This is a genomic window from Neobacillus sp. GCM10023253 (genome assembly GCF_042653105.1).
In the GTDB taxonomy this organism is placed as follows: Bacteria; Bacillota; Bacilli; order Bacillales; family Cytobacillaceae; genus Neobacillus; species Neobacillus citreus.
Genome location: NZ_JBHSHV010000003.1, coordinates 1 through 25464, shown reverse-complemented (window position 1 = coordinate 25464; position 25464 = coordinate 1). Strand labels below are relative to the sequence as shown.

Below are 25464 nucleotides of genomic sequence, written 5' to 3'. Positions count from 1 at the left end.
TCTTCATTATATAGAGAAATAAACAGAATAAAAACAAACTTTCGTAATAGATTGAATTTTCCACGGGCAAAAAGGACAAAGGGCTGGTCCCCTTGCCCTCGGCTATTAACCTTTTTGACTTACTTCCTTTTGCACCTGGTCACGAAGAGCCATTTTCAAAAATTTCCCTACAGAGGTTTTTGGAACTTCCTCGATGAATAAAATATCGTCCGGAATCCACCATTTTGCAAATTGAGGCTGAAGAAATTCAAATAGCTCTTCTTTAGTTGTTTTTCCTTTATAGGCATCCTTCAGTACAACGCAGGCGATTGGGCGTTCCTGCCACCTTTCATGGGGAACCGCCACAACGGCCGCTTCAAACACTGCTTCATGGGCCATTAAAGCATTTTCCAAATCAACAGATGAGATCCATTCCCCTCCGCTCTTAATCAGGTCCTTCGTTCTGTCGACTATTTTAACAAACCCTTCTTCGTCAATAGTAGCGACGTCCCCGGTGTGCAGCCAGCCATCGTGGAAAGCATCCTTCGTCCGTTCATCCTGATAATATTCGGAAGCAATCCATGGTCCTCTTAAGCATAATTCGCCCATTTCCGTGCCGTTCCATGCGACTTCACCGTTCTGGCCCAGTATTTTCATCTCTAGTCCAGGGACAAGAACTCCTTGTTTAGCTCTTAATTCCAATCTTTCCTCGTAATCGAGGTCCTGTTGATAGCTTTTTAATGAGGAGAATACAGCAAGCGGGCTTGTTTCAGTCATCCCATAGCCGTGCATAAAGGGAATATTGTATTTTTGTTCAAATGTTTTAATCATTCCTTTAGGCGCTGCAGAACCGCCGCACAGGATTCCTCTTAGGCTGCTTAGATCATAGCTGCCTTCTTCAAGTTCTTTCAGCAGTCCCATCCAAATCGTTGGAACCCCTGCTGTTATGGTCACTTTTTCCTGCTGAATCAATTCAGCTAGCAGCTTTGGTGTAAAATTGGGTCCCGGAAGGACTAACGTTGTTCCAAACCAAACACCCGCAAACGGCATTCCCCAAGCATTTGCATGGAACATTGGGACAACCGCAAGGGCAACATCTTTTTCACTAAGCGCTAAAGTGTCAGCTAAACCTATCGCCATGCTATGCAGAAAAATTCCGCGGTGAGAGTATACGACTCCTTTTGGATTTCCAGTAGTCGCGGAAGTATAGCACATCCCGGCTGGGTCGTTTTCATTAATTTGAGTGGTATATTGAAATTCTGGGTTTGCTTCGGCTAATAGTGTTTCGTAATGATATACAGGTGAGAGTGTGGTCTGAGGGACCTCTTTTTCGTCTGTCATGATAATAAAAGCTTTTACGGTTTTAAGTTCATCTTTACATTTTTCAATAAGCGGGAGGATGTCAGAATCGATTAGGAGTACTTTGTCTTCGGCATGGTTGATGATATAACTGATGTGCTGTGGTGAAAGACGGATGTTAATCGTGTGAAGGACAGCGCCCATACACGGTATGGCGAAGTATGCTTCAAGATGGCGGTGATGGTTCCAGGCCAATGTTCCCACCTTATCGCCTTTTTCAACGCCTAGCTTGGTCAAGGCATCGGAAAGCTTTCTAGTTCTTTGGCCAATTTCTTTGTAAGTAAGCCTTTGAATGCCGCTGGCGGTTCTTGAGACAACCTGCTTCTTTGGAAAGTACCTTTCAGCCCTTTCTAGCATTTGCGTCATTGTTAAAGGTGTTTGCATCATAGCTTATTCCCCCTTTTAGTAAATACGTTTTAACCCCATAGTATCCTATGAGGCGGTTCCTCTTAAATATTCGACATTGGGGAAAATAATCCTTTATTAAGAACACGCTACCAACAAAAAATCCCCTGCTTCATATTAAGCAGGAGATCCTTTTTCTGAAAATAACTCATCTAATATTTTGATCTTTTCTTCTGTGTATGCCTCAAATCCGTCATTATAGGATTTCGGGTCTTTCGGGTTGGCAAAGTGCGTAATTTTCCCAGTGACAGGGTCAATGAATTTGCTCGATGCCCCGCAGCCAAGTCCGATAATAGTCTGCTGCTCTTCCATAATCATGATATTATAGATACTTTCTTGATTTGGCAGGGAGTAGCCGACATTTTCCAGGTTGCCCAGGATGTTTTTCTGGCGGTATAGGTAGTAAGGGACATAGCCATGGTCAGCGGTCCAATCCTCGGCCAGATTCATCATTTTTTCAACCTCAGTCCGGTCTGCCACCTTATATTTTTCCTTATTCTTCGTCATTTCAGACGCGCGCTTGAAGGATAAAGTATGAACCGTCAGTGATTCTGGCATCAGTTTTTCGGTTTCCGCCAAGGAATGGGTAAATTCTGTCAGACCCTCACCGGGAAGGCCGATGATAAGGTCCATATTGATATTATTCATCCCCATTTCCCGAGCCAAGTGATATTTTTCAATCGTTTCCGTAACCGTATGATGCCGTCCGATTGCCTTCAATGTTTCCTGCGTATACGATTGTGGGTTAATGCTAATCCGGTCAATCTTCCACTTTTTCAAAACGTCAAGCTTCTCCGGGGTAATCGTATCTGGACGTCCCGCCTCCACAGTAATTTCCCGAATTTTAGTGACATCAGGAAACGAGTTGTACATCTCCTCGTAGAGCATGTCCATCTCTTCAGGGGTAATGCTTGTGGGTGTGCCGCCGCCATAGTAAACGGTTGTAATCCGCACCCCTTTTTCCTTCAGCCACTCGCCGATTTTCCTCATTTCATAATGAAGGCCGCCTAAGAAGGAATCAACAGATCCCTGCCGCCCGTTAATAGCATAAGCCGGGAACGTGCAATAGGCGCATTTGGTCGGGCAGAACGGAATGCCAATATAAATGCTCACTTCCCGCTCGAGCGAGTAAAGGTCTGGAACAACCGTCAACTGCCGGTCAATGATGTGCTGCATCAGTGCAATTTTTTCATCAGTAATTAAATACTCATCCTTTAATTGCCGATGGGCCACTTCAGCTGGAATGCCTTCCTGCAGTTTTTTGTGAAGCAGCTTAGTCGGTCTAACACCCGTTAAAATTCCCCATTTTTGCGTAATGCCGGTCAAGTCCTGGAGAACCGTTAAATAAACGTGGGAAACGGCATTTTTAATCTGCTTAAACCGTTCTTTTTCAGAATCGGCTTCCTTAAAATCCCGCTGATATTCAGCAGATAGGACTTTTCCGTTCCCATCCGTTAATTTAGCAGAAACACCGATTTTTTCCTCAACCTGTAAATGAAATAAAATCTGTATATCAGCATCATCCGTCTGAGATGTCAAAATCTGTGACTCTTCAAAAAATAAATTCGCAATTAGCGTCAATGGCCGATTGAATCTTTCATCCTCTAAGCCTAGTATCGAAATTCGCAAGCTTTATCACCTTTCAAAAATAAACTTCTTTAAGTGTACAAAATCACAAAAATAAGGTCAATATAGTGGAAATCATTGGAGCATATAAATGAAAACTCGCCGATTGGCGAGTCCGCCAGGACGAAGACAGAGGCGTAGTTGAATTTATGCGTTAAGAAAGTATAAAGCTTTCGACAGAAAGTTTATACTTTCTTATTAGCAAAAAAGATATCAGAGACCGACCCTGATATCTTTTTTCAAGATTAATTTTTGATAATCTTCATTTTTCTTAAAAATTCGATTGGCTGCTGCTTTCTGAAGTGTTCCTTCACCATATAAGCAACGCCATGTTCGTTTTCCGACCTTGTTACCCAGTCCGATGCTTTCTTCACCTCAAAAGGAGCATTCCACATCGAAACACCTAGACCAGCCGCTTCAATTAACGGGATGTCATCAAGGCTGTCACCGATATAGACCATCTCTTTTAACTGGAAACCGAGCTGGCTGCCAAGAAACGCTAACCCATTAAGTTTGGAAACTCCTGCCGGAACAAGATCGAGCCGCAATGAATCAAGTTTAATCGGAGTGATTTCCGTAAACATTTTTTCAATGGCGGTTTTGGCATCCTCTAAATCGCGTTTATTTTCGAAATAGACTTCAATCTTCGTAGGAGTTGCCGGCTGATCATGCAAATATTCGCTGAGGGATTCGACAAATTGCTGTGAATAAACAAAAGGGTCGCCTGTGGTGAAAACCGTTTTTGCTAATAATTGCTGATGCAGTTTATATTTATTGGCAATCGAAAAATTCTCGTGAACTAAACGGATTTGACACGGCAGCGCCTCGAGCAGACGAATAGTATCATAGGTAATTTCCTCATTAATCCGCTTCACGTATACCGGCTTATTTTCCTCCCGCGCAATGAATGCCCCCTGATGGGTGACGAGCGGTGACGATATCTTTAAGGCTTTCGCTGCCTTCTTGGCTGAGTGAAAGCTCCGTGATGTAACGAGTGTGATATAAATCCCCTTTTGCTGAACATATTCTACGGCTTCCTTTGTCGATTTATGGATTTTTCCATTGCTTTGTAAGAGTGTGCCATCAATATTTAACGCAAGTAAGCGATAAATCATTATGCTGCCCCCTGTTCTTGGTGAAATTCCCTTTATATCACTTTTATGATTTTTCACCAATTTATAGAACAGTGCTTGTAAAAGTGTAGGCTTGGCAGCTTCTTAAAAAATTAAATTTGTCCGTATAAATCAGCCAATGGCTTTAGGACGATCTGGTTTAACTCCCCGATCACATTATTCATTCGCTGTTCCACCTGCATAAGATGGGCGATTTTCGGATTTTGCTGAACAACTCCGACGGTTGCTTGGGCCTGCTGAATTTCCTGCTCGGAAATGTTTTGTCCCATCATTTGTTTTTGCTGCAAATTCATTTGGATGTGGCGAAATTGATCAAACAACTGCTTCGCTGCCGGGTCGGCATTTACCTCTTGATAAGCTTGCTGTAGTTGTTTAAATTCATCACTTTGACGGATCGCATTTTCTAAAGCATAGGCGGAATCATATAAATTTACTGCCATTTGCGGGCTCACTCCTTTTTGGTTAACAATACTTCCCAACTATATCAAACTATTCAAGGGAATGCGAGAATGTTCAAATCACCATCCCTATTGGTTTTACATAGGATACTACATCAGCGGATGCCTATTTAATAAAGAATGAGGAGTGATTATGTCCCGTTCATTAACAAGCATAACAATTTTACCAGAGAAATCCGAAGCAACGAATTCTCATTTGATTAAAATGTCCCGCAGGCTGTATCACTACCTGCAAATGGAGAATCACCGCGAATTACAAATCATGGTCGGCACAAAAACAATTCGTGCCAATATCCAAATCATCGATACCCTTCCCCGGGAACTGCATGTGCCGGAGGAAGTCTTTACCTATTTTTGCTTGCCTGTCCGAAAGGTTAACCTACAAGCAAAATACTTTTCTGAGTCCAACACACTTAAGCTTGGTCCGGTCATCGGATTGCTGACAGATTTTTCACCGAAGGATGGTGAAGAACCTAATTTCCGTTCCATTCATAAGTTTTGTGAGGATCTCCATCAGGTGGTGTCAGAAAATGGCGGTTTTCTTTATGTGTTTTCTTTTAAACATTTTTTACAGCACGGCTATTATTTTGAAAACGGAAGCTGGATAGGAACAAGCCCACCTGCCCCTGATGTTATTTACAATCGAATCCATTCTCGAATACTAGAAAACAAACAAGAATTTGTTGAATTTCGAAAGATTCTTGAACAACTGGCCATTCCCATCTTCAATGATCGCTTTCATTCAAAATGGGAAGTATACGACCAGTTGAAAAATGAACATCATTTGTCATCCTACATTCCCGAGACAGCCTTGCTCTCAAGGGATACTTTACATTCCTTCCTGCAAACCTATGAAACCATTTTTATAAAACCGATTCATGGCAGCCAGGGAAAAAATATTATTAAACTGGAAAAAATTGCGGAAGACCAATTTACCCTCCAAACTTCAGGCCAATCCCAGGCAGATGCATTACCAGCCCTAGCAGCACATGAAATCTATCAAGAAATAAAATTACTGCTGCAAAACCGAATTTGTATTGTTCAGGAGGGTATTTCTTTTATTGACTATCAATCATCTGCCATGGACTTCAGGGTATTAGTCCATCGAAATTATGAAAAAAAGTGGGAAATTACCTCGATTGTTGCAAGAATCGGGGCTGAACAGGAATTTGTCTCCAATGTTTCCAGGGGCGGCCATACGATAAAACCGGTAACTGCCTTACGTTCCAAAATGTCCCAAAAAACCGCTTTGCAAACATTGAAGCTAATAAAAGAGCTGTCGTTGGAAACCGCCGAAAAGGTCAGTGCGCTGTCTTCCGGAATTACCGGCGAACTGGGGATTGATGTCGGCGTTGATGAAAAGGGGAAACCCTGGCTGATTGAAGTAAACTCAAAACCATCGAAGGTATTTGAAGATGATTCAGGGAAAATCAGACCGTCTGCAAAAGCCATCATTCGCTTTTGCACAAGCCTGGCCTTTGAAACCCTGAATGAAAAGGAGGTTTAATTCACTTGATTACATTTGGCATTATGTCCTTAAACCTAGAAACAGAGGCCCCCTATATAACGGAAATGGCCGAACATGCAAAAGACTTAGGAATTGAAGCTTTTCGCTTCGTTCCAACCAATATCAATCCAAATACACTTCAGGTTCAAGGGAAAAAATTTGACGCTGAACAAAAGAATTGGGTCAATGCCGAATTCCCCATCCCCCGCATCCTCTATGACCGTTGCTTCTACGGAGAGGATGACCAATCGAAACAATGCCTTCCAATAGTATCGTGGCTAAAAAGCAGGAAGGATATTAACTTTTTAGGATATGGTCTGCCTAATAAACTAGACCTCTATCAGGCGCTGAAAGACACGAAGCTATCTGCCTATCTGCCGCCGACAAAGCAGGTAATCGATACGGTTGGAATTTTAAAAGAATTAAACAGTGGAAAAAAGATTGTCATAAAACCCATTAACGGTTCACAGGGTTATGGCATTTATTCCTTGAAGAAAAATGACAAATCGATTCATGTTAAAACAGAAAAACAAAAACAGATTATATCAAGGATCTTTCCAAACGAAGGAAAATTTTCGCATTGGCTTAAGAGCTTGCTCGCGCGGCATCAATATCTTATGCAGCCTTATCTTGAATTAACCAACAGTGAATTGCAGCCCTTTGACATCCGGATTCTCCTGCAAAAAAATGAGCATGGCAATTGGGGAGAAATTGGGCGCGGAGTGCGAATCGGTACCAGCGGCGGGATTTTATCGAATTTAAGTGCAGGCGGGATGGCAACAGCGTTCTCAGAATGGTCAGCTTCCCTGCCTGCAGCGAGAAGGGAATTTATTCAGCAGGAATTAACCAGCATTCTTACAGAATTACCACACCTTCTTGAAAGAAGCTTCCTGCCGCTCTTTGAAATCGGTGTCGATATTGGCATCGCCAAAAACGGCTCGATCTGGATTTTAGATATGAATTCAAAGCCCGGCAGGAAGGTTATTTTGCAAACCCGGCCCAATCTTAAAGAAAAGCTGTACTGTGCACCGCTGCTTTACGCAAAATACCTGTCGGAATCGAAAGACCAAGAAAGGAAGAACATCTATGAGAAAACGTTATCTCATTGAGGTCGTCCAAAATGATCAATTGATTGTTTTTTGCCCTCCTTCCCTCCTTCAAGAAAATGGGCCTAAGCGAATTGCTTTTGGTTCAAATTCAATGGCAGTGGAATTTCTGCCCCATCCTGACCGAAAAGATCGGATTGTGATGAGCAGGGTCATACAAAAAGAACTCCAATTTCCGGAATTTAAGCTGCCGCTCCATGTTTTTTTAGATAATCAAACCCTGTACATCGGTCCTCTTGTTGGCATTTTTACGGCTGGATTTACACTGCTTCCTGATCAGCTCCTCGGCGAGAGAACACAGTTCTTTTCCAAGCTTTTATCCGTAAATAAAAACGTCGGAGCCCTCGCTTTTGTGTTCGGAGAGCAGCATATTGATTGGGAACAGGGCACGATTGAGGGTTATTTTTTCCACGATGGAGATTGGGAACAGCGGAAGGTCCCTTTCCCTAACGTCATTTATGATCGTCTGCCAAACCGAAGGAGTGAAGGAATTCCCAAATTAGTTAAAGTAAAAAAACGGCTTCAACAGGAATATTTAATCCCTTGGTATAATCCCGGCTTTTTCAACAAGTTAGATATTTACGAACGGCTTCTCCAAGATCATTCGGTTGATAAATACCTTCCTGAGACCCATCCTTTTACCTCTTTTTCCTTGATTGAGAGGATGCTTTCTAAATACGGGCATGTGTATATAAAGCCGAAAAACGGCAGTCTTGGCTTTGGCATTCATCAAATTATTTTTGATAAAAACACAAACGACTATTACTGCCGTTATCAAGATGACGACGGGGCAAACAGGTTACAAAAATTCCACAGCCTGGAGAAATTGTTTGAGCGGGTATTCGCGAAGCAATCGCTTGAAAAAATGGTTGTCCAACAGGGGATTCATTTAGTTCGCAACGAGCAGCGGCCCGTTGATTTTCGCATCCATACGAACAAGGACGAAACAGGCTGCTGGCATGTTTCCGCGCTTGCAGCAAAAATAGCCGGGCCGGGAAGCCCGACCACTCATAAGAGGAGCGGCGGAGAAATTAAAACGATTAGCGAAATCTTTCCTGCTGAAGATGCCGGCATGTTCGAAGAGAAGCTTTCCAATGCTGCCCTTTCCTTAAGTCATGCATTAGACCGAAATGTCGAAGGAATTATCGGCGAAATTGGCTTTGATTTGGGCATTGACCGGAACGGCGATGTCTGGCTGTTCGAGGCAAATTCCAAACCCGGCCGTTCGATTTTCAGCCATCCGGAATTAAAAGAATTTGATTTATTGACACGTAAATTGTCCCTCGCCTTCGCCGTTTTTCTCACCGAGCAAGCCTTACTGCATCCCGAGGAACTTTATCAATGATCGACAAACAAGCAGGGCCGGTGATTGGCATCATGACCGCGCTTAAATCCGATGGAACAGTCGCTGGAAACGGGGAACTTTTTATCAAACTGCAAAAAAAGCTTATTTCGCTTAATGGAATAAGCTTTATTTTTACCCTTGAAGGGGCAGGAGCGGAATATATTGAAGGATTCAGCTATTCACCCGATGAAAATCGCTGGATAAAGAACTCTTTCCCCTATCCAGATTTGGTGTATAACCGAATTCCCTTCAGAAAAACAGAACAGACCGAAGAATGTAAAAGCTTCTTTCAGCTTTTAAAGGATAAAGGAATTCCCTATTTCAACCCAGGTTTTATAGATAAATACGAGCTTTATCAACTAATGGAAAACCATCCTGTCCTCCAAGATTACGTACCGAAGACGATTCTCCTTCAAGAAAAAAAAGACCTGGAATTGTTATTGAAAGCAAATTCTAGTGTTTATCTAAAGCCGGCAGCCTCATCAAAGGGAAAGGGCGTTTTTCGCATCAGGCATTTATCCTCGCCATACATCCAATTTGAGTCAAGAAAAAGAAGCATTTGCTACCCATCTTTTGAAGATTTTTGGCAGGATTGGAGCGAATTGCTCTTATCGAAAACCTATTTGGCACAGATTGATATCAATTCTGCTGAATATGAGGGTTTTCGCTATGATTTTCGGATTATTGCCCACGCCGAAAAAGGGGATTATTCACTAACCGGCGTCGGCATCCGGCAATCCCAGGAACAAGGAGTCACCACCCATATTCCAGCGGGGGGAAGACTTCTTCCCTACTCTTTATTGCAAACGAACGAACATGATCAGTTTTTTCAAATGATTATCCCTCACATTGGGAAAGCATTATCGGAACAGCTTGGCTTTTTCGGGGAATTTTCCATTGATGCCGGCATGAGCAAAAGTGGAAAATATTATATTTATGAGGTGAATTCAAAACCAATGCGGTTTGATGAATCACAAATTGAAGAGAAAAAAATTGACCAGCTATGCCGTATTTTCCTCCACTTAACAAGCTCCTGCCCATAAAAAATTTTATTTGCATAATATTCAAAACAAGGTAAGCTATAAGTAATACAAGGTGTTAGAGGAGGACAATAAGGTGATCATGCATTTTCAATATAAGCCGCTTTTTGAAAATACCAATATTCCCGGCTGGAATATTTCCTTCTATTTTAAAAAACAGAGATATACAGGAGTTTATCACCAAACAGGAAACCTTGAATGGACCTCAAAACCTCCTGCCGAAGAAGATTTGAAGGCATTGACGAGCCAGATTCACGAGCTAATGCTTTACCATGTATATGAATAATCGACTATTCCCTGCATGAAACTCCATCCTTTCTGTACAAACTAAAAACGAATTAGAAGGAAAGGATGGTTGAACGTGACTAAAAAAAATGAACAGCCTATCACTGAAGGGTCTGCATATGAAGGCAGAGACATGGCTTACATGGATATTGACAGAATGATTAATGAAGGAATGTCCGGAGGGTCTGTCCACGCCCGTTATGATTCAACAAATATTGAAGAAGCGCGCGATCTAATAGAAGAATCACCGCCAAATGAAAATACATGATAACATTTGCCGAGCCAGTTTAGAGGGTTCGGCAATTTTTCTGTGGAAACAAATTGAAACTGGTATAATAGGCTCTAAGAAATCTAATGGGGAAATGAACGATGCTTAGAAAATTACTTACTGTATATGAAAATTCACTGCTGTTTTCCGAAAGGCCAGATGTGCCATCTGAACAGCTTTATCTGTTTTACGACCAGTCCTCCGATGAATGGCTGGGTATTCCCAAAAAAGAAATTAGTGAAAAAGAGCTCCACCTTCTAAAGACTTTGTATGAACTGGTGGAGCAGTCTTCAGCCGTGTCGTCTAGAGTAAACACCTGGTATGAGTTTTTATTTTTAAATGGGGTTCTCCCTTCAGAGAAGCAGGACACGTCATTTCGCTTTATCCAATTTCATTTAAATGGCGATGTTACAGATCAAAAGGAAATGGAAACTGCGTTAAAAGGCTTCTTTTCGGATGAGGCTGTGTTTCTTTGGGAAAGTCACTCCAAAGGTGTGGTTATAGAGGAACAAAAACAAATTTCTCTTTCCGAAGAAGAATTGTTGGCCATTTCAGAAACATTGGAAAGCGATTTTTATGAAAGTGTCACTTTTTTCATCGGAAAAGTTCATCCTTTTTCTAAGCAGTTAAAGGACTTCTTCCAAGAGGAAAGAGAATTATTCCAGTTTGCTCTAGTGAAAGTGCACAATTCAAAGATTTTTTCTTTTGAAAGAATTTTTCCGGCTTACCTTTCTGCCCGCTTGCCTGCTGAAATAAAAAATATGGTTCCCGAAGCGGTTTTTTCGCTTTTTGGTGATGATCCGGAAATGTTTTCAACGATAAAAGTATTTCTTGAAACCAATTTAAATGCCAGTCTTACAGCTAAAAAGTTATATATTCACCGAAACACACTGCAATATCGGATTGATAAATTCGTGGATAAAACAGGAATAGTATTAAAGGATTTTAACGGTGCGTTTATCGTGTTTTTAGCATGCCTGCTATTTGAACAAGAGGGATAATGTCAATCTGCCCAAAAAAGCGTTTTCAATATTTGTGCAGCCTGACCATATCGATTAAAGCGCTTTCCTTGTAAACTTAAAGTACAAACAACCACAAGGAGGCTGTGAACATGGCTGAATTAAAATTAGACCATATTTATAAAATTTACGACAACAAGGTAACGGCAGTTAAAGATTTCAATTTACACATTGATGATAAGGAATTTATCGTATTTGTCGGCCCATCCGGATGCGGAAAATCAACGACACTTAGAATGATTGCCGGTCTTGAAGAAATCTCAAAAGGGGATTTTCTCATTGATGGCAAACGCGTAAACGACGTAGCACCAAAAGACCGCGATATTGCAATGGTTTTCCAAAACTATGCGCTTTATCCGCATATGACCGTTTATGATAATATGGCATTCGGTTTAAAGCTTCGCAAATTTCCTAAAGATGAAATCGACCGCCGTGTGAAAGAAGCAGCTAAAATCCTTGGCCTTGAAGCTTATTTAGCTCGTAAGCCGAAGGCGTTATCAGGTGGTCAGCGCCAGCGTGTTGCATTAGGCCGTGCAATCGTTCGTGATGCAAAGGTATTCCTAATGGACGAGCCATTATCAAACCTTGATGCCAAGCTTCGTGTGCAAATGCGCGCTGAAATCGCCAAGCTTCACCGCCGCTTAAATACAACAACTATTTATGTAACACACGACCAAACTGAGGCCATGACAATGGCAACCCGATTAGTCGTTATGAAGGATGGCATCATCCAGCAGGTTGGTTCACCAAAAGAAGTTTATGAAAAGCCTGAAAATGTCTTTGTTGGCGGCTTTATCGGATCACCAGCGATGAACTTCTTCAACGGAAAATTAGAAGACGGCAAATTTATCATTGGTAAAACCTCCATTGCTGTTCCGGAAGGAAAAATGAAATTCCTTCGCGAACAAGGCTATGTCGGCAAATCGCTGATCCTTGGTGTCCGCCCTGAAGATATTCATGACGAGCCATTGTTTATTGAAGCTTCCACAGGTACAAAGATTGCTGCCCATATTGATGTTGCCGAATTAACTGGTGCAGAATTAATGATTTACTCCAGCATCGAAGGCCAAGATTATGTGGCCCGCCTTGATTCTCGCAGCGATGTAAGACCTGGCGATAAATTAGAATTGGCATTTGATTTAAACAAGGCCCACTTCTTCGATACGGAAACAGAGCTACGTATCCGCCCACAAAGCGAAAAATAAAATATGATTCTTTAGGGTCCTGATCACTCTGCAATACCGCAGAATGAGGTCAGGACCTTTTGATTATTCTTTAATAAAGATAACATCATCTTTATGGCAGGCATGGCAGCGATAAAGATGCGGACACTTATGATCAGAATAGGTATCTGCGTAACCATCCTCCATTTTCATCAAGTCAATTTCCATATAGGGGCTGTAATCATCGTAGTAATCTTGAAGTCTGCCGCTTTCCAACATTGGCTCTCCGCAATTGGCACATAATAAGTATACTTCCCTCAAGCCGTTACATACCGGGCATACGTTCATCTAATTCACCCTTTAATTTGTTTTCTTTAGTTTGCGTCACTTTGTCCCCCCTATGATATAGAATAAATTTCCACTTAAAATTTTCGAATAAGCTTTTTAGATTTAGTCATAATAAGATTACAAGCAACACCCCACCAGGAAAAACAAACATCACTTACAACGATGGATGAAGCCAGACAGGGTTACAACCGGTGCAACTCCGGTTCATCCAACCAAAACAATTATCATGGGTTAGGCCAAGGAGGCTATGGTAATAATCCCATTATGGTTCAACTCCATACTAACCCCAAAACTAAAAAGAGGAGTGTTAACTAACTATGGCTAACAACAACAACTCTAACCAACTTTTAGTACCAGGAGTACAACAAGCACTTGATTCAATGAAGTATGAAATTGCTCAAGAATTTGGCGTAAATCTTGGAGCGGACACAACTTCTCGCGCTAACGGATCTGTTGGAGGAGAAATCACTAAGCGTCTTGTCGCTATGGCTGAATCTCAACTTGGCGGTTTCCAACGCTAATTAAGTAAACCTTATTGATAAAAGTTCATAATATGGCTAAGAGCCCCCTCCTTTGGAGGGGGCTTTCCTTTGTTTACACCATTTTTTCTGGCTTAATCCACTCATCGAATTGCTCAGCGGTCAGATACCCCGTTTTGATTGCCGCTTCCTTCAGGGTGCTATTTTCTTTAAAGGCAAGTTTGGCGATTGCAGCTGCTTTTTCATAGCCGATATAAGGGTTTAAGGCGGTAACCAGCATTAACGAACGTCCCACATGCTCTTTAATAGCTTCTTCATTTGCTTCAATGCCAACTGCACAGTTGACATTAAAGGAACGAATGCTGTCGGTTAAAAGCCTGATTGATTGGATTAAATTATAAATAATCACCGGTTTAAATACATTTAATTCGAAATTGCCCTGGCTTGCGGCAAAGCCAATGCATGCATCATTCCCAAAGATTTGGCAGGCAACCATCGTCAATGCTTCACTTTGTGTTGGATTCACTTTCCCTGGCATAATTGAGCTTCCAGGCTCATTGGCCGGTATCGTCAGTTCGCCGATGCCGCTGCGCGGGCCGCTTGCAAGCCATCTGACATCATTGGCAATTTTCATTAAATCGGCCGCCAATGCTTTTAAAGCCCCATGGACATAAACGATTTCATCATGGCTTGTCAGAGCGTGGAATTTATTTTCTGATGTTTGAAACGGGAAACCAGTCAGCTTGTGGAGCTCTTCAGCGACTTTTGCGCCAAACTCCGGACTAGCGTTGATTCCCGTACCGACTGCAGTTCCGCCGATCGCTAATTGAAGCAGGTGCTGGCATGCCTCTGTAATCATTTGCTCATTATTCTCGAGCATATACCTCCAGCCGCTGATTTCCTGCCCCAAAGTAAGCGGTGTTGCATCCTGCAGATGGGTTCTGCCGATTTTTACGATATTTACGAAGGCTTTTTCCTTTTCTATCAGCGTATTTTTTAATTCCTGTATTGCCGGAATAAGATTTTCGGTAATTTTTATAAAGGCAGCAATATGCATTGCCGTCGGAAAAGTATCGTTTGAGCTTTGCGACATATTAACATCATCATTTGGATGAATCTTTTCGGTGCTATTTTGACTTTTTAACCATTCATTAGCGCGATTGGCAATGACTTCATTGACGTTCATATTGGACTGTGTACCGCTTCCTGTCTGCCATACCGCCAATGGAAAATGTTCATCATGTTGTCCGGCTAAGATGTCTTCAGACACCTTTTTGATGGCGTTCATTTTATCCTCACTCAATTTACCGAGCTGATGATTAACAATCGCAGCCGCCTGCTTAATGTAAACCAAACCATAAACGAGCTCGAGCGGCATTTTTTCCATCCCGATTTTAAAATTCTCTTTACTCCGCTGCGTCTGTGCTCCCCAAAATTTATCCTCAGGAACACGGACTTCCCCCAGGGTATCGTGTTCAATTCTGAATTTTACCATCATTTTTCCACCTCACTATTTATCATCCTTTCATATGTATTCCCAAACTAATCTGTTTTATAAATAAAAAAAACTGCGGAACATTGTCCGCAGCCTTAATGTCTGCTAATAAGTGTATAGCCAATGTAATACGTAAGAACTAAAAAACTGCCAATGGTTAGAACAACTGTGTAATCTGACATTGATTTGCCACCCCATTTTTTATTTGAATTAAAACTACAATATCATGGGGTGAAAGGATGACAAGTGATTAAAATTACACTTTTAACGCAAAGAAATGAATTTTTTATGAACTTTTTCAATTAACCTGCCATGTCTGTGCTTCCAAGCTGAAGCTCATACATTTGATAATATTTTCCCTTAAGCGCCATTAATTCATCATGAGTCCCGCGTTCGACGATGGTGCCGCGGTCTAGGACGAGAATTTGGTCCGCATTTCGAATCGTCGACAGACGGTGGGCGATGATAAAGGTTGTTCTTCCCTTCTTCAAGACATCCATCGCCTCTTGGATCAGCGCTTCCGTTTCAGTATCAATGCTGGAGGTGGCTTCATCCAAAATGAGAATAGCCGGATTATAAGCAAGGGCACGGGCAAAAGAAATCAACTGGCGCTGACCGCTTGATAAAGTGCTGCCTTTTTCAATAACCGGTTCGTCATAACCGTTTTCTAGGTTTTTAAAAACTTTTTCCGCACCAACATCTCGTAATGCTTTTTCGACTTTTTCACTTGTAATGGACGGATCATTTAGACTCACATTGGAGGCGATTGTTCCTGTAAATAAATACGGGTCCTGCAGGACAATCCCCATATGCTGACGGATTGTTTGCCGCGGGAAGCATTCGATATCTTTTCCGTCAATCAAGATTTTTCCTTTCTGAAAGTCGTAATATCGAAAAAGAAGATTCATGATGGAGCTTTTCCCGGAACCGGTATGGCCAACAAGCGCCACCGTTTCCCCAGACTTTGCCTCAAATTGAATATTCTTTAGAACATATTCACCGTCTTTGTAACCAAAAGAAACATTTTCGAATGTGACATTGCCTTTAATCCGTGAAATTCGTTCCTGACTGACATTTTCCCCCGGCTCATCCATCAGCGTAAATACCCTCTCACCAGCAACAAGCGCTGTCTCTAGATTGGCCAATTGGTTGACAATGCCTTGGACGGGCTGAAACAGCCGATTGATGTAATCGACAAAAGCGTACAGCATTCCTAAAGAAATGACAGCTGAAGGTGAAAGTGCCTGGCCTCCAAAATACCAGATAAATGCCACAAACACGAGATTTCTTAAAATCCCCACCAGGTTGTGACCTGTTAAGGCATTCAGGTTTAACAGTTTGTTTTGGTAGGTAAAATGGCCATGGTTCAGATTCTCAAAATCCTTCATCGTTTCCTTTTCCCGGTTGAAGGCCTGGATAATATTCATCCCCTGAATCGATTCATTAACCATCGCATTGATTTCACTGTTCCGCGAACGAATCACCCGATTATATCTGGAAGCATACTTCCTGTAAATCAAAATCCAAATATACAAAATGGGCAAGAGTAGCAAACAAATTGCCGCCAGCTTTGCATTTAAAATAAATAATGCTGAGTAAATGCCAGTAATATAAATGGCGCTTGTAAAAAAGGCTGCCAATACGGTTACATAAAGCTCACGAATCGCCTCGGTGTCATTTGTGATTCTGGCAACAACCTTGCCTGCCGGAAGGTTGTCAAAATAGCGGACTGGAAGTCTTTGAATATGATGAAACACATCCTCACGCATTTTTTGAATAATCCGGTTGGCTGATTTTTTCAAAAGGAAGTGCTCGCCGTATTGAAAAATGGCCGAAACCACCAAGAGTCCAAAATACACTGCCAGCAGTTTAAAGATCCCTGGTATTTCTGGCTGATAAAACGCTAAAAGTTCAGGCCCTTTGATAATTTTTGCAGGGTATTCTGCTTGCTTTTTCCCTTTTGAAATAAATAGTTTACTGTCCTTGAGGTTTCTTTTTCCGTCAAATTCCAGATCGTCCTCTATAAACACAAACTTTGTTCCTACCTGAAGGATCCGGACTTTTTCTCCCTTTTCCTCGCCGTTTGAAAAATACTTTTCCCGTTTATAAAACGTTCCGTTATAGCTAACGGCTTTATCGTCTTTTGCTCCTGTTTCATACCAAACCGACTCAATCCCTAAAATATGCTGGTCGATGATGTTCTTTGCGATAAATGGTCCGGCCAAATCCGTAACGACCGAGATGGTCAGCATGAACAGGGCCGCGATAATGATTTTTTTATAAATTAAAGCGTAATTAATTAAGCGTCTGCCAACCTTCATGCTGACACCTCCTCTTCGATTTTGGCTTCGACCTGCTGGCGCAAGAATTGCTCTTTATACCAGCCGTCCCGCTCCAGCAGCTGTTCATGGGTTCCTTCCTCAATAATGGCCCCTTCATCAAGGACAATGATATGGTCGGCATGCTGGACTGCAGACATTCTGTGCGTAGTGATAATCGTTGTTTTCCCGTTTCTTACTGTTCGGATATTGTCGATGATTTTCTTCTCCGTTTTCGCATCAACTGCAGATAAGGAATCATCGAGAATCAGTATTTCCGGATTTTTAATGAGCGCACGGGCAATCGAAATCCGCTGCTTTTGCCCGCCCGATAACGCGACTCCCTTTTCCCCAACTAGTGTCTCGAGACCTTCCGGGAGCATTTGCAGGTCCTTGCGAAAAGCCGCTAGGTCAATGGCGGTCTCTAGGTCGTCCTCAGATGCATCCTTACTGCCGAACAAAATATTTTCCTTTACACTTCTTGAAAAAAGTACATGGTCCTGCGGGACATAGCCAATCCATTGGCGCACTTGTTCTAGTGTTTGGTCCTCAATGGAGGCCCCGCCGATTGAAAGTCCGCCTGTTCCAAGTGGATATTGCCTCAACAATTGCTTGATAAAAGTGGTTTTTCCGCTGCCAGTCTTACCGACAACCCCAAGCGTCTGACCTTGAAGCAGCTTGACGGTGACATTTTGCAGATTATCCGTTTTCGAAGATGGGTAACGAAACGTTACTTTTTCGAAATTGATTGGATTTGCTTTGGTTATCTTTATTGGCTGGGATGGGTTTTGGACCTCTTCCTGATAGCTGAGTGTTTCATGGACCCGGTCGAGCGAGGCATTCCCCCGCTGCATTACGTTGATCAGTTCGCCGACCGCAAACATCGGCCAAATCATCATCCCCAGGTACACATTAAAGGAAACGAGGTCTCCCAAGGTGATAGCCTGATGAAAAACGAGCGTGGCTCCGTAACCAATGCCAATTAAATAGCTGAGGCCGACCAGTATTTTTATGGTCGGATCAAATAACGAATCGATTCTGGCGACGTTTATATTTTTTTGATAAACATCTTCGGTCAATTCGTGAAACCGCTCGCGGTCCGCATTTTCCTGGACATAGGCACGGATGACTCTTACTCCGGCAATCGATTCAAGAACGCGGTCATTTAATTCGCCGAAGGCATCCTGTGCTTCGGTAAAGCGAGTGTGGATCTTTTTGCCGTACATTTGCATCAGGATGGCCATGATTGGCAGCGGCAGAATCGCCGCCAAGGTCAGCTTCCAGCTGATGAAAAAGCCCATCGTAAACAGAATCGTCAGCATCCAGACACTCGAATCGACAAGCGTTAAAATCCCGAATCCGGCTGTAATGGAAATAGCTTTTAAATCGTTGGTGGCCCGAGCCATTAAATCCCCGGTACGATTCTTTTCAAAAAAGGCCGGCGTCATTTTTAAAAGATGGCCCATAAATCTTGAGCGCAGCTTTCTTTCGATTAAAAAAGCACCGCCGAACAATTGATATTGCCATATATAAGTGATGGCGTAGGATGAAACCATAATGATGGTGAGATAGACAAGATACATGAAGATTTTTTGGTTTGTCATCGCCCCTGAATGAATATCATCAATCGCCAAGCCAATTAATTTGGGCGGTATGACATCTAATAACCCCACGAATATAAGTAAAGTGACCGCTACTAGGTAGCGCTTCCAATTTTCTTTAAAAAACCAGCTTAATTTCTTTAATACGGAAAACATGCTGTTATTCCCCCTATTTCGGTTTAATCTATCCGCTTTCTAGATCTCCTATTTTGTGTGCGAGCCTTACATTGAGTCTTTTCAGCATGCTAATTCCTCCTTTTTTTATAAAAAAAGAGACATACTGCCGCAATTGTGCAGTATGCCTCTTTTTTAAAAATAAAAAACACACGCCGCGCATCACAAAGTAACGCAGCCTGTGTTTGTAAATACAAAAGTGAAGTGTAGATTACAAGGAAATCCCTTTAGTGGTGGCTGCGTTAACATATTCAGTTGATTGATTAGTTAAGTGGTTTAAGATAATCATTTTGCAGCCCTCCATTTCCTTTTTTTTCTTACTTTGTAAGATTAACACCATATTTTTTAATTGTCAATTCCCATTTTTCGGAATTATCTTAGCTCTATTTGGTCGACAAATATTAACAAAGTTTTCAAATATTCGAAATTAACTTTCTGCAATTTGAAGTAAAATGGGAAATGGGATATTAATTATTTGAAAGGATGTGGACTATGCCTACACCCAAAAAATCACGCCGTGAAACAGAGGAGTTACTTATGTTACGGGCCTTAAACCCGCGGATAAACCTTTCCGACAAAGACGGTAGAAAGTACTACGCTCTTGAAAAAGGCTATCAAGGAGAAGTGATGTTTGATGCAATTACCCAAGAATTGAAGAATAACTGCATTGTATTAAATGGCTTACTCTTTAAATTGAAAGAAAAGCATTTTCAAATCGATACGGTGATTATTTTTCAAAAAACGATTTACCTGATTGATGTTAAAAATTTTGAAGGAGATTATATTTATAAGTCTGATCCCGACCGTTTTTGTAAAAATGATACCGAAATTGACGACCCTATCCTTCAATTGTTGAAGGCCGAGTCCAAGCTGCGGCAACTTCTCGAAGAGTACAGATTTAATCTGCCGGTTGAATCCTACGTAGTTCATATTAGCCCCACATTTAACCTATACAATGCTCCTCAAAACAATCATGTTATTCTCCCAACACAACTCAATCGCTTCATAAGAAAATTAGAAAATATCCCATCGAACCTGAATGGCGGCCATGAGAGGCTGGCAGACCTGTTAATTTCTCTGGATCAAGGTGATTATCCAAATCCCCCAAAGCCGACTTATAGTTATGATGGGCTGAAAAAGGGTCCTTATTGTTCAAAGTGTATCTCATTTTCGGTTTCTGTTGGGGAGAGGAAAATGGTTTGTAATACTTGCGGGTGTGAGGAGCGGATGGAGTCTGTGGTGCTGCGGTGCATGAGGGAGTTGGTGTTGCTTTTTCCGGAGATTAGGATTACGACAAGTGCTGTTTATGAGTGGTGCGGGTGCGCAGTCCCGAGAAAAACGATTGGAAGAGTCCTAAAACAGAACTATAAGGTGATGTCATCTGGAAAATGGACTTATTATGTATAGTTGGGGCAGGTTTCTACCAAGTTCTTGATTTTTAATACGATTTTAGCAGCTTACACCATTTTTATAATACCGTTTTTGAAAATTATACCTTGTTGCGGTAGCATATACCCTTTTTATGCTACCCAACTCTTGATTCACTCGGTGGTTCGGGCTCTTTCTATGCTACCCAATTTTTCGTTCTTTCGATGGTTCGGGTGCATATACCCTTTCTATGCTACCCAACTCTTCGTTCTTTCGATGGTTCGGGCGCATATACCCTTTCTATGCTACCCAACTCTTGATTCCTTCGATGGTTCGGGCTCATATACCCTTTCTATGCTACCAAATTTTTTGTTCTTTCAATGGTTCGGGCGCATATACCCTTTCTATGCTCCCCAACTCTTGATTCCTTCGATGGTTTGGGCTCATAGACCCTTTCTATGCTACCCAACTCTGAATTCCTTCGATGGTTCGGGCTCATAGACCATCTCTATGCTTCCCAACTCTTCGTTATTTCGACGTTTCGGGCTCATAGACCATCTCTATGCTTCCCAACTCTTCGTTCTTTCGACGTTTTGGGCGCATAGACCATCTCTATGCTTCCCAACTCTTCGTTCTTTCGACGTTTTCGGGCTCATATACCATCTCCATACTTCCCAACTCTCCGTTCTTTCGTTGGATTAGGCTCATGTACCCGCCATCAAACCATCCCATAAACAGAAAAAAGACAGCCCCCCACCCACGGCCATCCCATCTTCATGTATTTAGTCTTCACTTTTAGACAATTCCTTGAACTGCTGCTTAGAAAACTTTTCGTCAAAGCTGCTGAAAATACGGTAATTTCCCCCATCCAAGATCCGAAAATGCTTGCTTAGAATATTCTGTTGGAGGACGAATCCGTTCTTCTTTACAACGACCCGCCACCAGACCCGGCCGCCAAGTGTTTTGGCTTTCCGGTAATCAATGCCTTCTCTTGCTACCGTTTCAAGTACTTCAAGGGGCTCGTTTCCAAATAAAAATTGGACCGTTTCTGTTTCACGAAATAAGGCACAAACAGAAACTACCGTTGACCAGTTGGCAAGAACTCTTCCTTTTTCAATCTGTACAAGGGTTTTCTTAGAAACACCAATAATATCTGCCATTTTATCCTGAGTGTAGCCTGCTTCAGTCCGGATTAGCCGCAATTTCTCTGAAACAATCTGAATAATTTCATCTCTGGTCATACAAAGCCCTTCCTTCAATAACTTCTAGTGTAATTTTACACAAGTTTTCCCAATTTTAAAAGTAATAAGGGTATTCACATAAAAAAAACTGCTATCCCATAAGATAGCAGTTCATTCATTACTTACTGATTTCTGGCGGTACACTACATCCGCCGGAGCAAGATTTGTTCAATTCGCATGCAGCACATTTTCCTTGTTTCGAGCGATTAATAAATCGTACAAGTGCCCAAGTGGCATATCCAAAAATAGCAACTCCAATAACAATGCTAGCAATCATAGAATTTCACTCCTTTTGTTTATACCAGACCAAACAGCTTGCCGCCCTGATAAATAATCAGCGATAAAACATAGGCAATGACTAATGCATAGCCGATCGCGAAGGCTGTCCATTTTTTTGAGCCTGTTTCTTTATAAATGGTTGCGGTAGTGGCCAAGCATGGAATGTACAATAAAATAAACACCATAAAGCTGTAAGCAGCAAGCGGTGTATAGTAATTGGCCAGCAGCCCCTGCAGACTCGAATCATTCGGCACAAAATAAATAATGTTCATCGTCGAAATGATCGCTTCTTTGGCAAGGAAGCCGGTAATTAAGGATGCTGCCGCCTGCCATGTACCAAAGCCAATCGGTGCTAAAATCGGGGCAATGACACCGCCGATTGCCGCAAGGAAACTGTCATCCATTTCCACCTTCAAGCCGCCCGGCCCTGCATAGGATAAAATCCAAATGAAAACGGAACCGGCAAATATAAACGTACCTGCTTTCCGTACAAATCCCTTGCCTTTATCCCAGGTGCTTCTCCATAAGGATTGAAACTGCGGCAGCCGATATGGCGGCAATTCAATGACAAATAAGGAAGTCTGCGATTTTAACATGGTCGATGAAAAGATTTTTGCTAAGATTAACGCGACTACAATCCCTAATACATATAAGCTTAAGACAATAAAAGCTTTATGGGCTGCAAAAAATGCCCCGACAAATAAGGCATACACAGGCAGACGTGCTGAGCAAGACATTAACGGAGTCAGCAAGATTGTTAACAGCCGTTCACGCGGTGTTTCGATCGTTCTTGCCGCCATGATGCCCGGAACATTACAGCCAAACCCAATCATCATTGGGATAAATGCTTTCCCGTTCAACCCAACCGATTCCATAATTCTGTCCATAACCAACGCGACGCGGGCCATATAGCCGGAATCCTCTAATAACGATATGAAAAAGAACAAAATAAAAATCTGCGGTACAAAAACAAGAACACCGCCAACCCCGGCAACTAATCCTTCAATAATCAGCGCATGAATAAAGGCAGACGCATGAACAGCCGTCAGGGCTTTTTCAATACCAGCCGCGACCGGTCCTGTCAATAACCCATCAAGTGCATCCGACATCGGCGTCCCGAGCCAATCAAATGTCAGCATAAACATTAAATACATAAGCAATAAGAAAATTGGCATTCCAAGATATTTATTGGTGACAATGCTGTCAATTCTTTCAGATAATGGCACGACACCATCACGTTTGCTCGTTGTTTCAGCGATAATTTTTTCAATCGCTGCTTTTCTTTTCATATAAATAAAGTTTGGTAATGTTTTAACGTCATACGATTTCTTGATGGACTCTTCCAATTTAGCTGAAAGAGCTTCAAGTTTTTCGCTATCCACAATTCGCGTTACGTAATTTTTTACGTATTCATTTCCTTCAAAATACTGAATCGCCAAAAAGCGCTTTGAATGCTCCGTTTTCCCAGCCAGTTCCTGAGATAGGTCGGCAATTGCCTTTTCCACTTCCACACCATAGTTTACAAGGTTCTTTTTCACCGGCGTAAATGATTTTGTGGAAATAGTATCAACCAATTGGTCACAGCCCTTACCGCTTCTGGCGACGACGGGTACAACCGGGACACCCAGTTTTTCCGAAAGTTTCTCGGCATCAATCATAATCCCGCGCTGACTAGCGACATCAATCATATTTAAACCAATTAAAAGCGGCTTTTCAAACTCCAGCAGCTGCATGGTTAAATGTAGATTCCGTTCTAATTGAGATGCATCCAATATATTCAATAGCCGATCGACGGAATCGTTTAGAAAAAAGGAAGTGACGACTCCCTCATCTCTTGAAAGCGGGTTTAGTGTGTAGACACCCGGCAAATCTATTAATCTGCCAATATTATTTTTGAAAACGCCAACTTTCTTTTCAACCGTTACTCCGCTCCAGTTGCCCACATACTCATAGGAACCTGTGAGGTTATTAAACAATGAAGTCTTTCCAGTATTCGGGTTTCCAATTAGAGCAATTTCCATTTATATTCTCTCCACTTCAATCTGGACGGCTTCCTTGCGGCGGATTCCGACGCATTGGCCGCAGGACTCAATCATAATCGGGCCGCCAAAAGGCATAACGCATTTCACACATATTTCCGATCCTTCGGTAATTCCTAAATCAAGCAGACGTCTTTTCACAAGGTTACCGACATGGGAAATATCAACAATTTTCCCCTTTTCCCCTGCTTTCAAAGATGTAAACATATATTATCACCCAATCCGTTGTAATTGAGAATGATTATCTTTCTATATTGTCATTTTACACCTAAATTTTTAAAAAAAATATAAAAATTTGTGACAAAAAAAGAAAAAAAGAAAAGCACTTGGCTTTTCTTCCAGATTGTAGACAAAAGGCATCCGAATGAGCCCATTCGGATGCCTTTTTGTTGGATTATTGCTCGTAAGAGCAAATTTTAGACCTATCCCATACCTATTATTATGCCATTTCTGGACCCTTCCACGTCCAGTTGGCCATCTTTTTCAAATTCATGGCAGCAAAAGTAAGCATCGCCTGCATGGACAATTTTTTTAGGCCCCTTAAGGTTGTCCAACGCATACCATGCTTCTCCTTTGCATCCGCAAAGACACGCTCAATCGTTTCTTTACGTCTTGCATAAATGGTTTTATTTTCTTGTGTGTGACGAAGATGGTCGGCTTCTTCTAAATAGTTCTCCCAAACATGACGCTGAATTAGCTTTCTATGTTCTTTACTCTGCGTGCACTGTGAAAGTAATGGGCAATTTTTACACTCAAGCGGATTAGAGAAGTACTGACGGTAGCCTTCCTTCGTCGTGGTTGCATATTTTAATACTTGTCCTTGCGGACAGATATAACAATCGTAGTATTCATCATATACATATTCATGCTTTCTTAAATAACCATCCTTCGTACGTGGGCGAGTATAAGGTAAAGCTGGGATCATATCATTTTCAAATAAGTATTGAGCAATAGCAGATGTTTTATATCCGGCGTCAGCAGCAACAGCTTCAGGTTTTCCATGCTTTTCAATTACCTTTTCAAGGAGTGGTTCAAAAATGACACTATCATGGATATTACCTGGAGTTACAATTGCACCTAAAACAAAACCATTTTGATCAGAAGCAGCGTGGAATGAGTAAGCAAACTGTTTTGTTCGCTCATCTTTCACGTAATAACCACTTTCCGGATCAGTAGTACTTTCCTTGATTTCTTTATTTTCCTCTTTATCAAATTTATCTGGAGGAAATGGCTTTTTTCCGTGATCTTCGCGGTCTTTATTAATCTCGTCTTGTAGACGTGCTTCATAAGCTTTTGATTCTTTTCGAACTACTTTTTTCTCAAATTTATGCTTATTAGCGCTTGCCTTAACATGTGTAGAATCAATAAATACGTGCTCGCTACTAATCAATTTCTTGTCTGAGGCTTCCTTCAAAATACGATAGAAAAT

At 41.8% G+C, this 25464-nt stretch carries 23 protein-coding genes; 10 read left to right on the top strand and 13 right to left on the bottom strand.

The genetic code is table 11. The annotated features are described in order from the left end of the window. Window positions 1-105: 105 nt before the first annotated feature. The 4 genes from ACFPA1_RS00455 to ACFPA1_RS00440 all read right to left on the bottom strand — a co-directional run bounded on the left by ACFPA1_RS00455 (window position 106) and on the right by ACFPA1_RS00440 (window position 4942). Window positions 106-1725, bottom strand: a complete 1620-nt coding sequence (locus tag ACFPA1_RS00455) for a long-chain fatty acid--CoA ligase (RefSeq protein WP_378580811.1) — start codon at window positions 1723-1725, stop codon at window positions 106-108. Window positions 1726-1860: 135 nt separating this feature from the next. Beyond that, complete coding sequence (locus ACFPA1_RS00450; RefSeq protein ID WP_378580809.1) at window positions 1861-3372, bottom strand: coproporphyrinogen III oxidase; 1512 nt, start codon at window positions 3370-3372, stop codon at window positions 1861-1863. Between the two features lie 242 nt (window positions 3373-3614). Beyond that, entirely contained in the window at window positions 3615-4484 is an 870-nt protein-coding gene (locus ACFPA1_RS00445) for a Cof-type HAD-IIB family hydrolase (protein ID WP_378580807.1), read from the bottom strand. A 110-nt stretch (window positions 4485-4594) separates the two neighbouring features. Next, entirely contained in the window at window positions 4595-4942 is a 348-nt protein-coding gene (locus ACFPA1_RS00440; RefSeq protein WP_213141083.1) for a YlbF family regulator, read from the bottom strand. A gap of 151 nt (window positions 4943-5093) precedes the next feature. On the opposite strand from ACFPA1_RS00440, the gene ACFPA1_RS00435 reads away from it, so the two are divergent. From ACFPA1_RS00435 to ACFPA1_RS00400, 8 genes are all read left to right on the top strand, one after another. Beyond that, window positions 5094-6467, top strand: coding sequence for a YheC/YheD family protein (locus ACFPA1_RS00435; protein ID WP_378580806.1), 1374 nt, complete (start codon window positions 5094-5096; stop codon window positions 6465-6467). 5 nt (window positions 6468-6472) lie between these two features. Next, window positions 6473-7576 carry a YheC/YheD family protein gene (locus ACFPA1_RS00430; RefSeq protein ID WP_213141085.1) on the top strand — a complete coding sequence of 368 codons (1104 nt, stop codon included), beginning with the start codon at window positions 6473-6475 and terminating at the stop codon, window positions 7574-7576. Continuing rightward, the gene (locus ACFPA1_RS00425) at window positions 7554-8918 is read left to right on the top strand and encodes a YheC/YheD family protein (protein WP_378580805.1); all 1365 of its coding nucleotides are present in this window, start codon (window positions 7554-7556) and stop codon (window positions 8916-8918) included. Before ACFPA1_RS00430 ends, ACFPA1_RS00425 begins: the two co-directional genes overlap by 23 nt. Further along, complete coding sequence (locus tag ACFPA1_RS00420) at window positions 8915-9961, top strand: YheC/YheD family protein (protein ID WP_213141087.1); 1047 nt, start codon at window positions 8915-8917, stop codon at window positions 9959-9961. Before ACFPA1_RS00425 ends, ACFPA1_RS00420 begins: the two co-directional genes overlap by 4 nt. A 73-nt stretch (window positions 9962-10034) precedes the next feature. Beyond that, window positions 10035-10244, top strand: a complete 210-nt coding sequence (locus ACFPA1_RS00415) for a YheE family protein (protein WP_378580803.1) — start codon at window positions 10035-10037, stop codon at window positions 10242-10244. A 75-nt stretch (window positions 10245-10319) separates the two neighbouring features. Next, window positions 10320-10511, top strand: a complete 192-nt coding sequence (locus ACFPA1_RS00410; protein ID WP_213141342.1) for a hypothetical protein — start codon at window positions 10320-10322, stop codon at window positions 10509-10511. Window positions 10512-10612: 101 nt separating this feature from the next. Next, entirely contained in the window at window positions 10613-11512 is a 900-nt protein-coding gene (locus ACFPA1_RS00405) for a PucR family transcriptional regulator (RefSeq protein ID WP_378580801.1), read from the top strand. A gap of 110 nt (window positions 11513-11622) precedes the next feature. Further along, window positions 11623-12735 (top strand): ABC transporter ATP-binding protein, encoded by a 1113-nt coding sequence (locus tag ACFPA1_RS00400; RefSeq protein ID WP_378580799.1) that lies wholly within the window; start codon window positions 11623-11625, stop codon window positions 12733-12735. 63 nt (window positions 12736-12798) lie between these two features. On the opposite strand, the gene ACFPA1_RS00395 is transcribed toward ACFPA1_RS00400, so the two are convergent. Beyond that, the gene (locus tag ACFPA1_RS00395) at window positions 12799-13041 is read right to left on the bottom strand and encodes a hypothetical protein (RefSeq protein WP_213141091.1); all 243 of its coding nucleotides are present in this window, start codon (window positions 13039-13041) and stop codon (window positions 12799-12801) included. A 317-nt stretch (window positions 13042-13358) separates the two neighbouring features. Between ACFPA1_RS00395 and ACFPA1_RS00390 the strand changes: the two genes are divergently transcribed. Then, complete coding sequence (locus ACFPA1_RS00390) at window positions 13359-13562, top strand: alpha/beta-type small acid-soluble spore protein (RefSeq protein WP_213116711.1); 204 nt, start codon at window positions 13359-13361, stop codon at window positions 13560-13562. Window positions 13563-13635: 73 nt separating this feature from the next. On the opposite strand, the gene fumC is transcribed toward ACFPA1_RS00390, so the two are convergent. From fumC to ACFPA1_RS00375, 3 genes are all read right to left on the bottom strand, one after another. Then, window positions 13636-15015, bottom strand: a complete 1380-nt coding sequence (fumC, locus tag ACFPA1_RS00385) for a class II fumarate hydratase (RefSeq protein WP_378581844.1) — start codon at window positions 15013-15015, stop codon at window positions 13636-13638. A 302-nt stretch (window positions 15016-15317) separates the two neighbouring features. After that, on the bottom strand, window positions 15318-17336 hold the full coding sequence (locus ACFPA1_RS00380) for an ABC transporter ATP-binding protein (RefSeq protein ID WP_378580796.1): 2019 nt from the start codon (window positions 17334-17336) through the stop codon (window positions 15318-15320). Continuing rightward, window positions 17333-19090 carry an ABC transporter ATP-binding protein gene (locus ACFPA1_RS00375; protein ID WP_378580794.1) on the bottom strand — a complete coding sequence of 586 codons (1758 nt, stop codon included), beginning with the start codon at window positions 19088-19090 and terminating at the stop codon, window positions 17333-17335. Before ACFPA1_RS00375 ends, ACFPA1_RS00380 begins: the two co-directional genes overlap by 4 nt. Window positions 19091-19600: 510 nt before the next feature. Here ACFPA1_RS00375 and ACFPA1_RS00370 point away from each other — a divergent pair. Further along, window positions 19601-20515: a nuclease-related domain-containing protein gene (locus tag ACFPA1_RS00370; RefSeq protein ID WP_378580792.1), complete on the top strand. Its 915-nt coding sequence runs from the start codon at window positions 19601-19603 to the stop codon at window positions 20513-20515. A gap of 743 nt (window positions 20516-21258) precedes the next feature. Here the strand turns inward: ACFPA1_RS00370 and ACFPA1_RS00365 are convergent. The 5 genes from ACFPA1_RS00365 to ACFPA1_RS00345 form a co-directional block, all read right to left on the bottom strand. Next, window positions 21259-21717, bottom strand: a complete 459-nt coding sequence (locus ACFPA1_RS00365; protein WP_378580790.1) for a helix-turn-helix transcriptional regulator — start codon at window positions 21715-21717, stop codon at window positions 21259-21261. A 118-nt stretch (window positions 21718-21835) separates the two neighbouring features. Further along, window positions 21836-21994, bottom strand: coding sequence for a FeoB-associated Cys-rich membrane protein (locus ACFPA1_RS00360; protein ID WP_378580788.1), 159 nt, complete (start codon window positions 21992-21994; stop codon window positions 21836-21838). 19 nt (window positions 21995-22013) lie between these two features. Continuing rightward, window positions 22014-24017, bottom strand: coding sequence for a ferrous iron transport protein B (gene feoB / locus ACFPA1_RS00355; protein ID WP_378580786.1), 2004 nt, complete (start codon window positions 24015-24017; stop codon window positions 22014-22016). Next, window positions 24018-24242: a FeoA family protein gene (locus ACFPA1_RS00350; RefSeq protein ID WP_213116719.1), complete on the bottom strand. Its 225-nt coding sequence runs from the start codon at window positions 24240-24242 to the stop codon at window positions 24018-24020. Between the two features lie 232 nt (window positions 24243-24474). Further along, window positions 24475-25464: IS1182 family transposase (locus ACFPA1_RS00345; RefSeq protein WP_378580784.1), on the bottom strand; the 990-nt coding region annotated here is incomplete at its 5' end.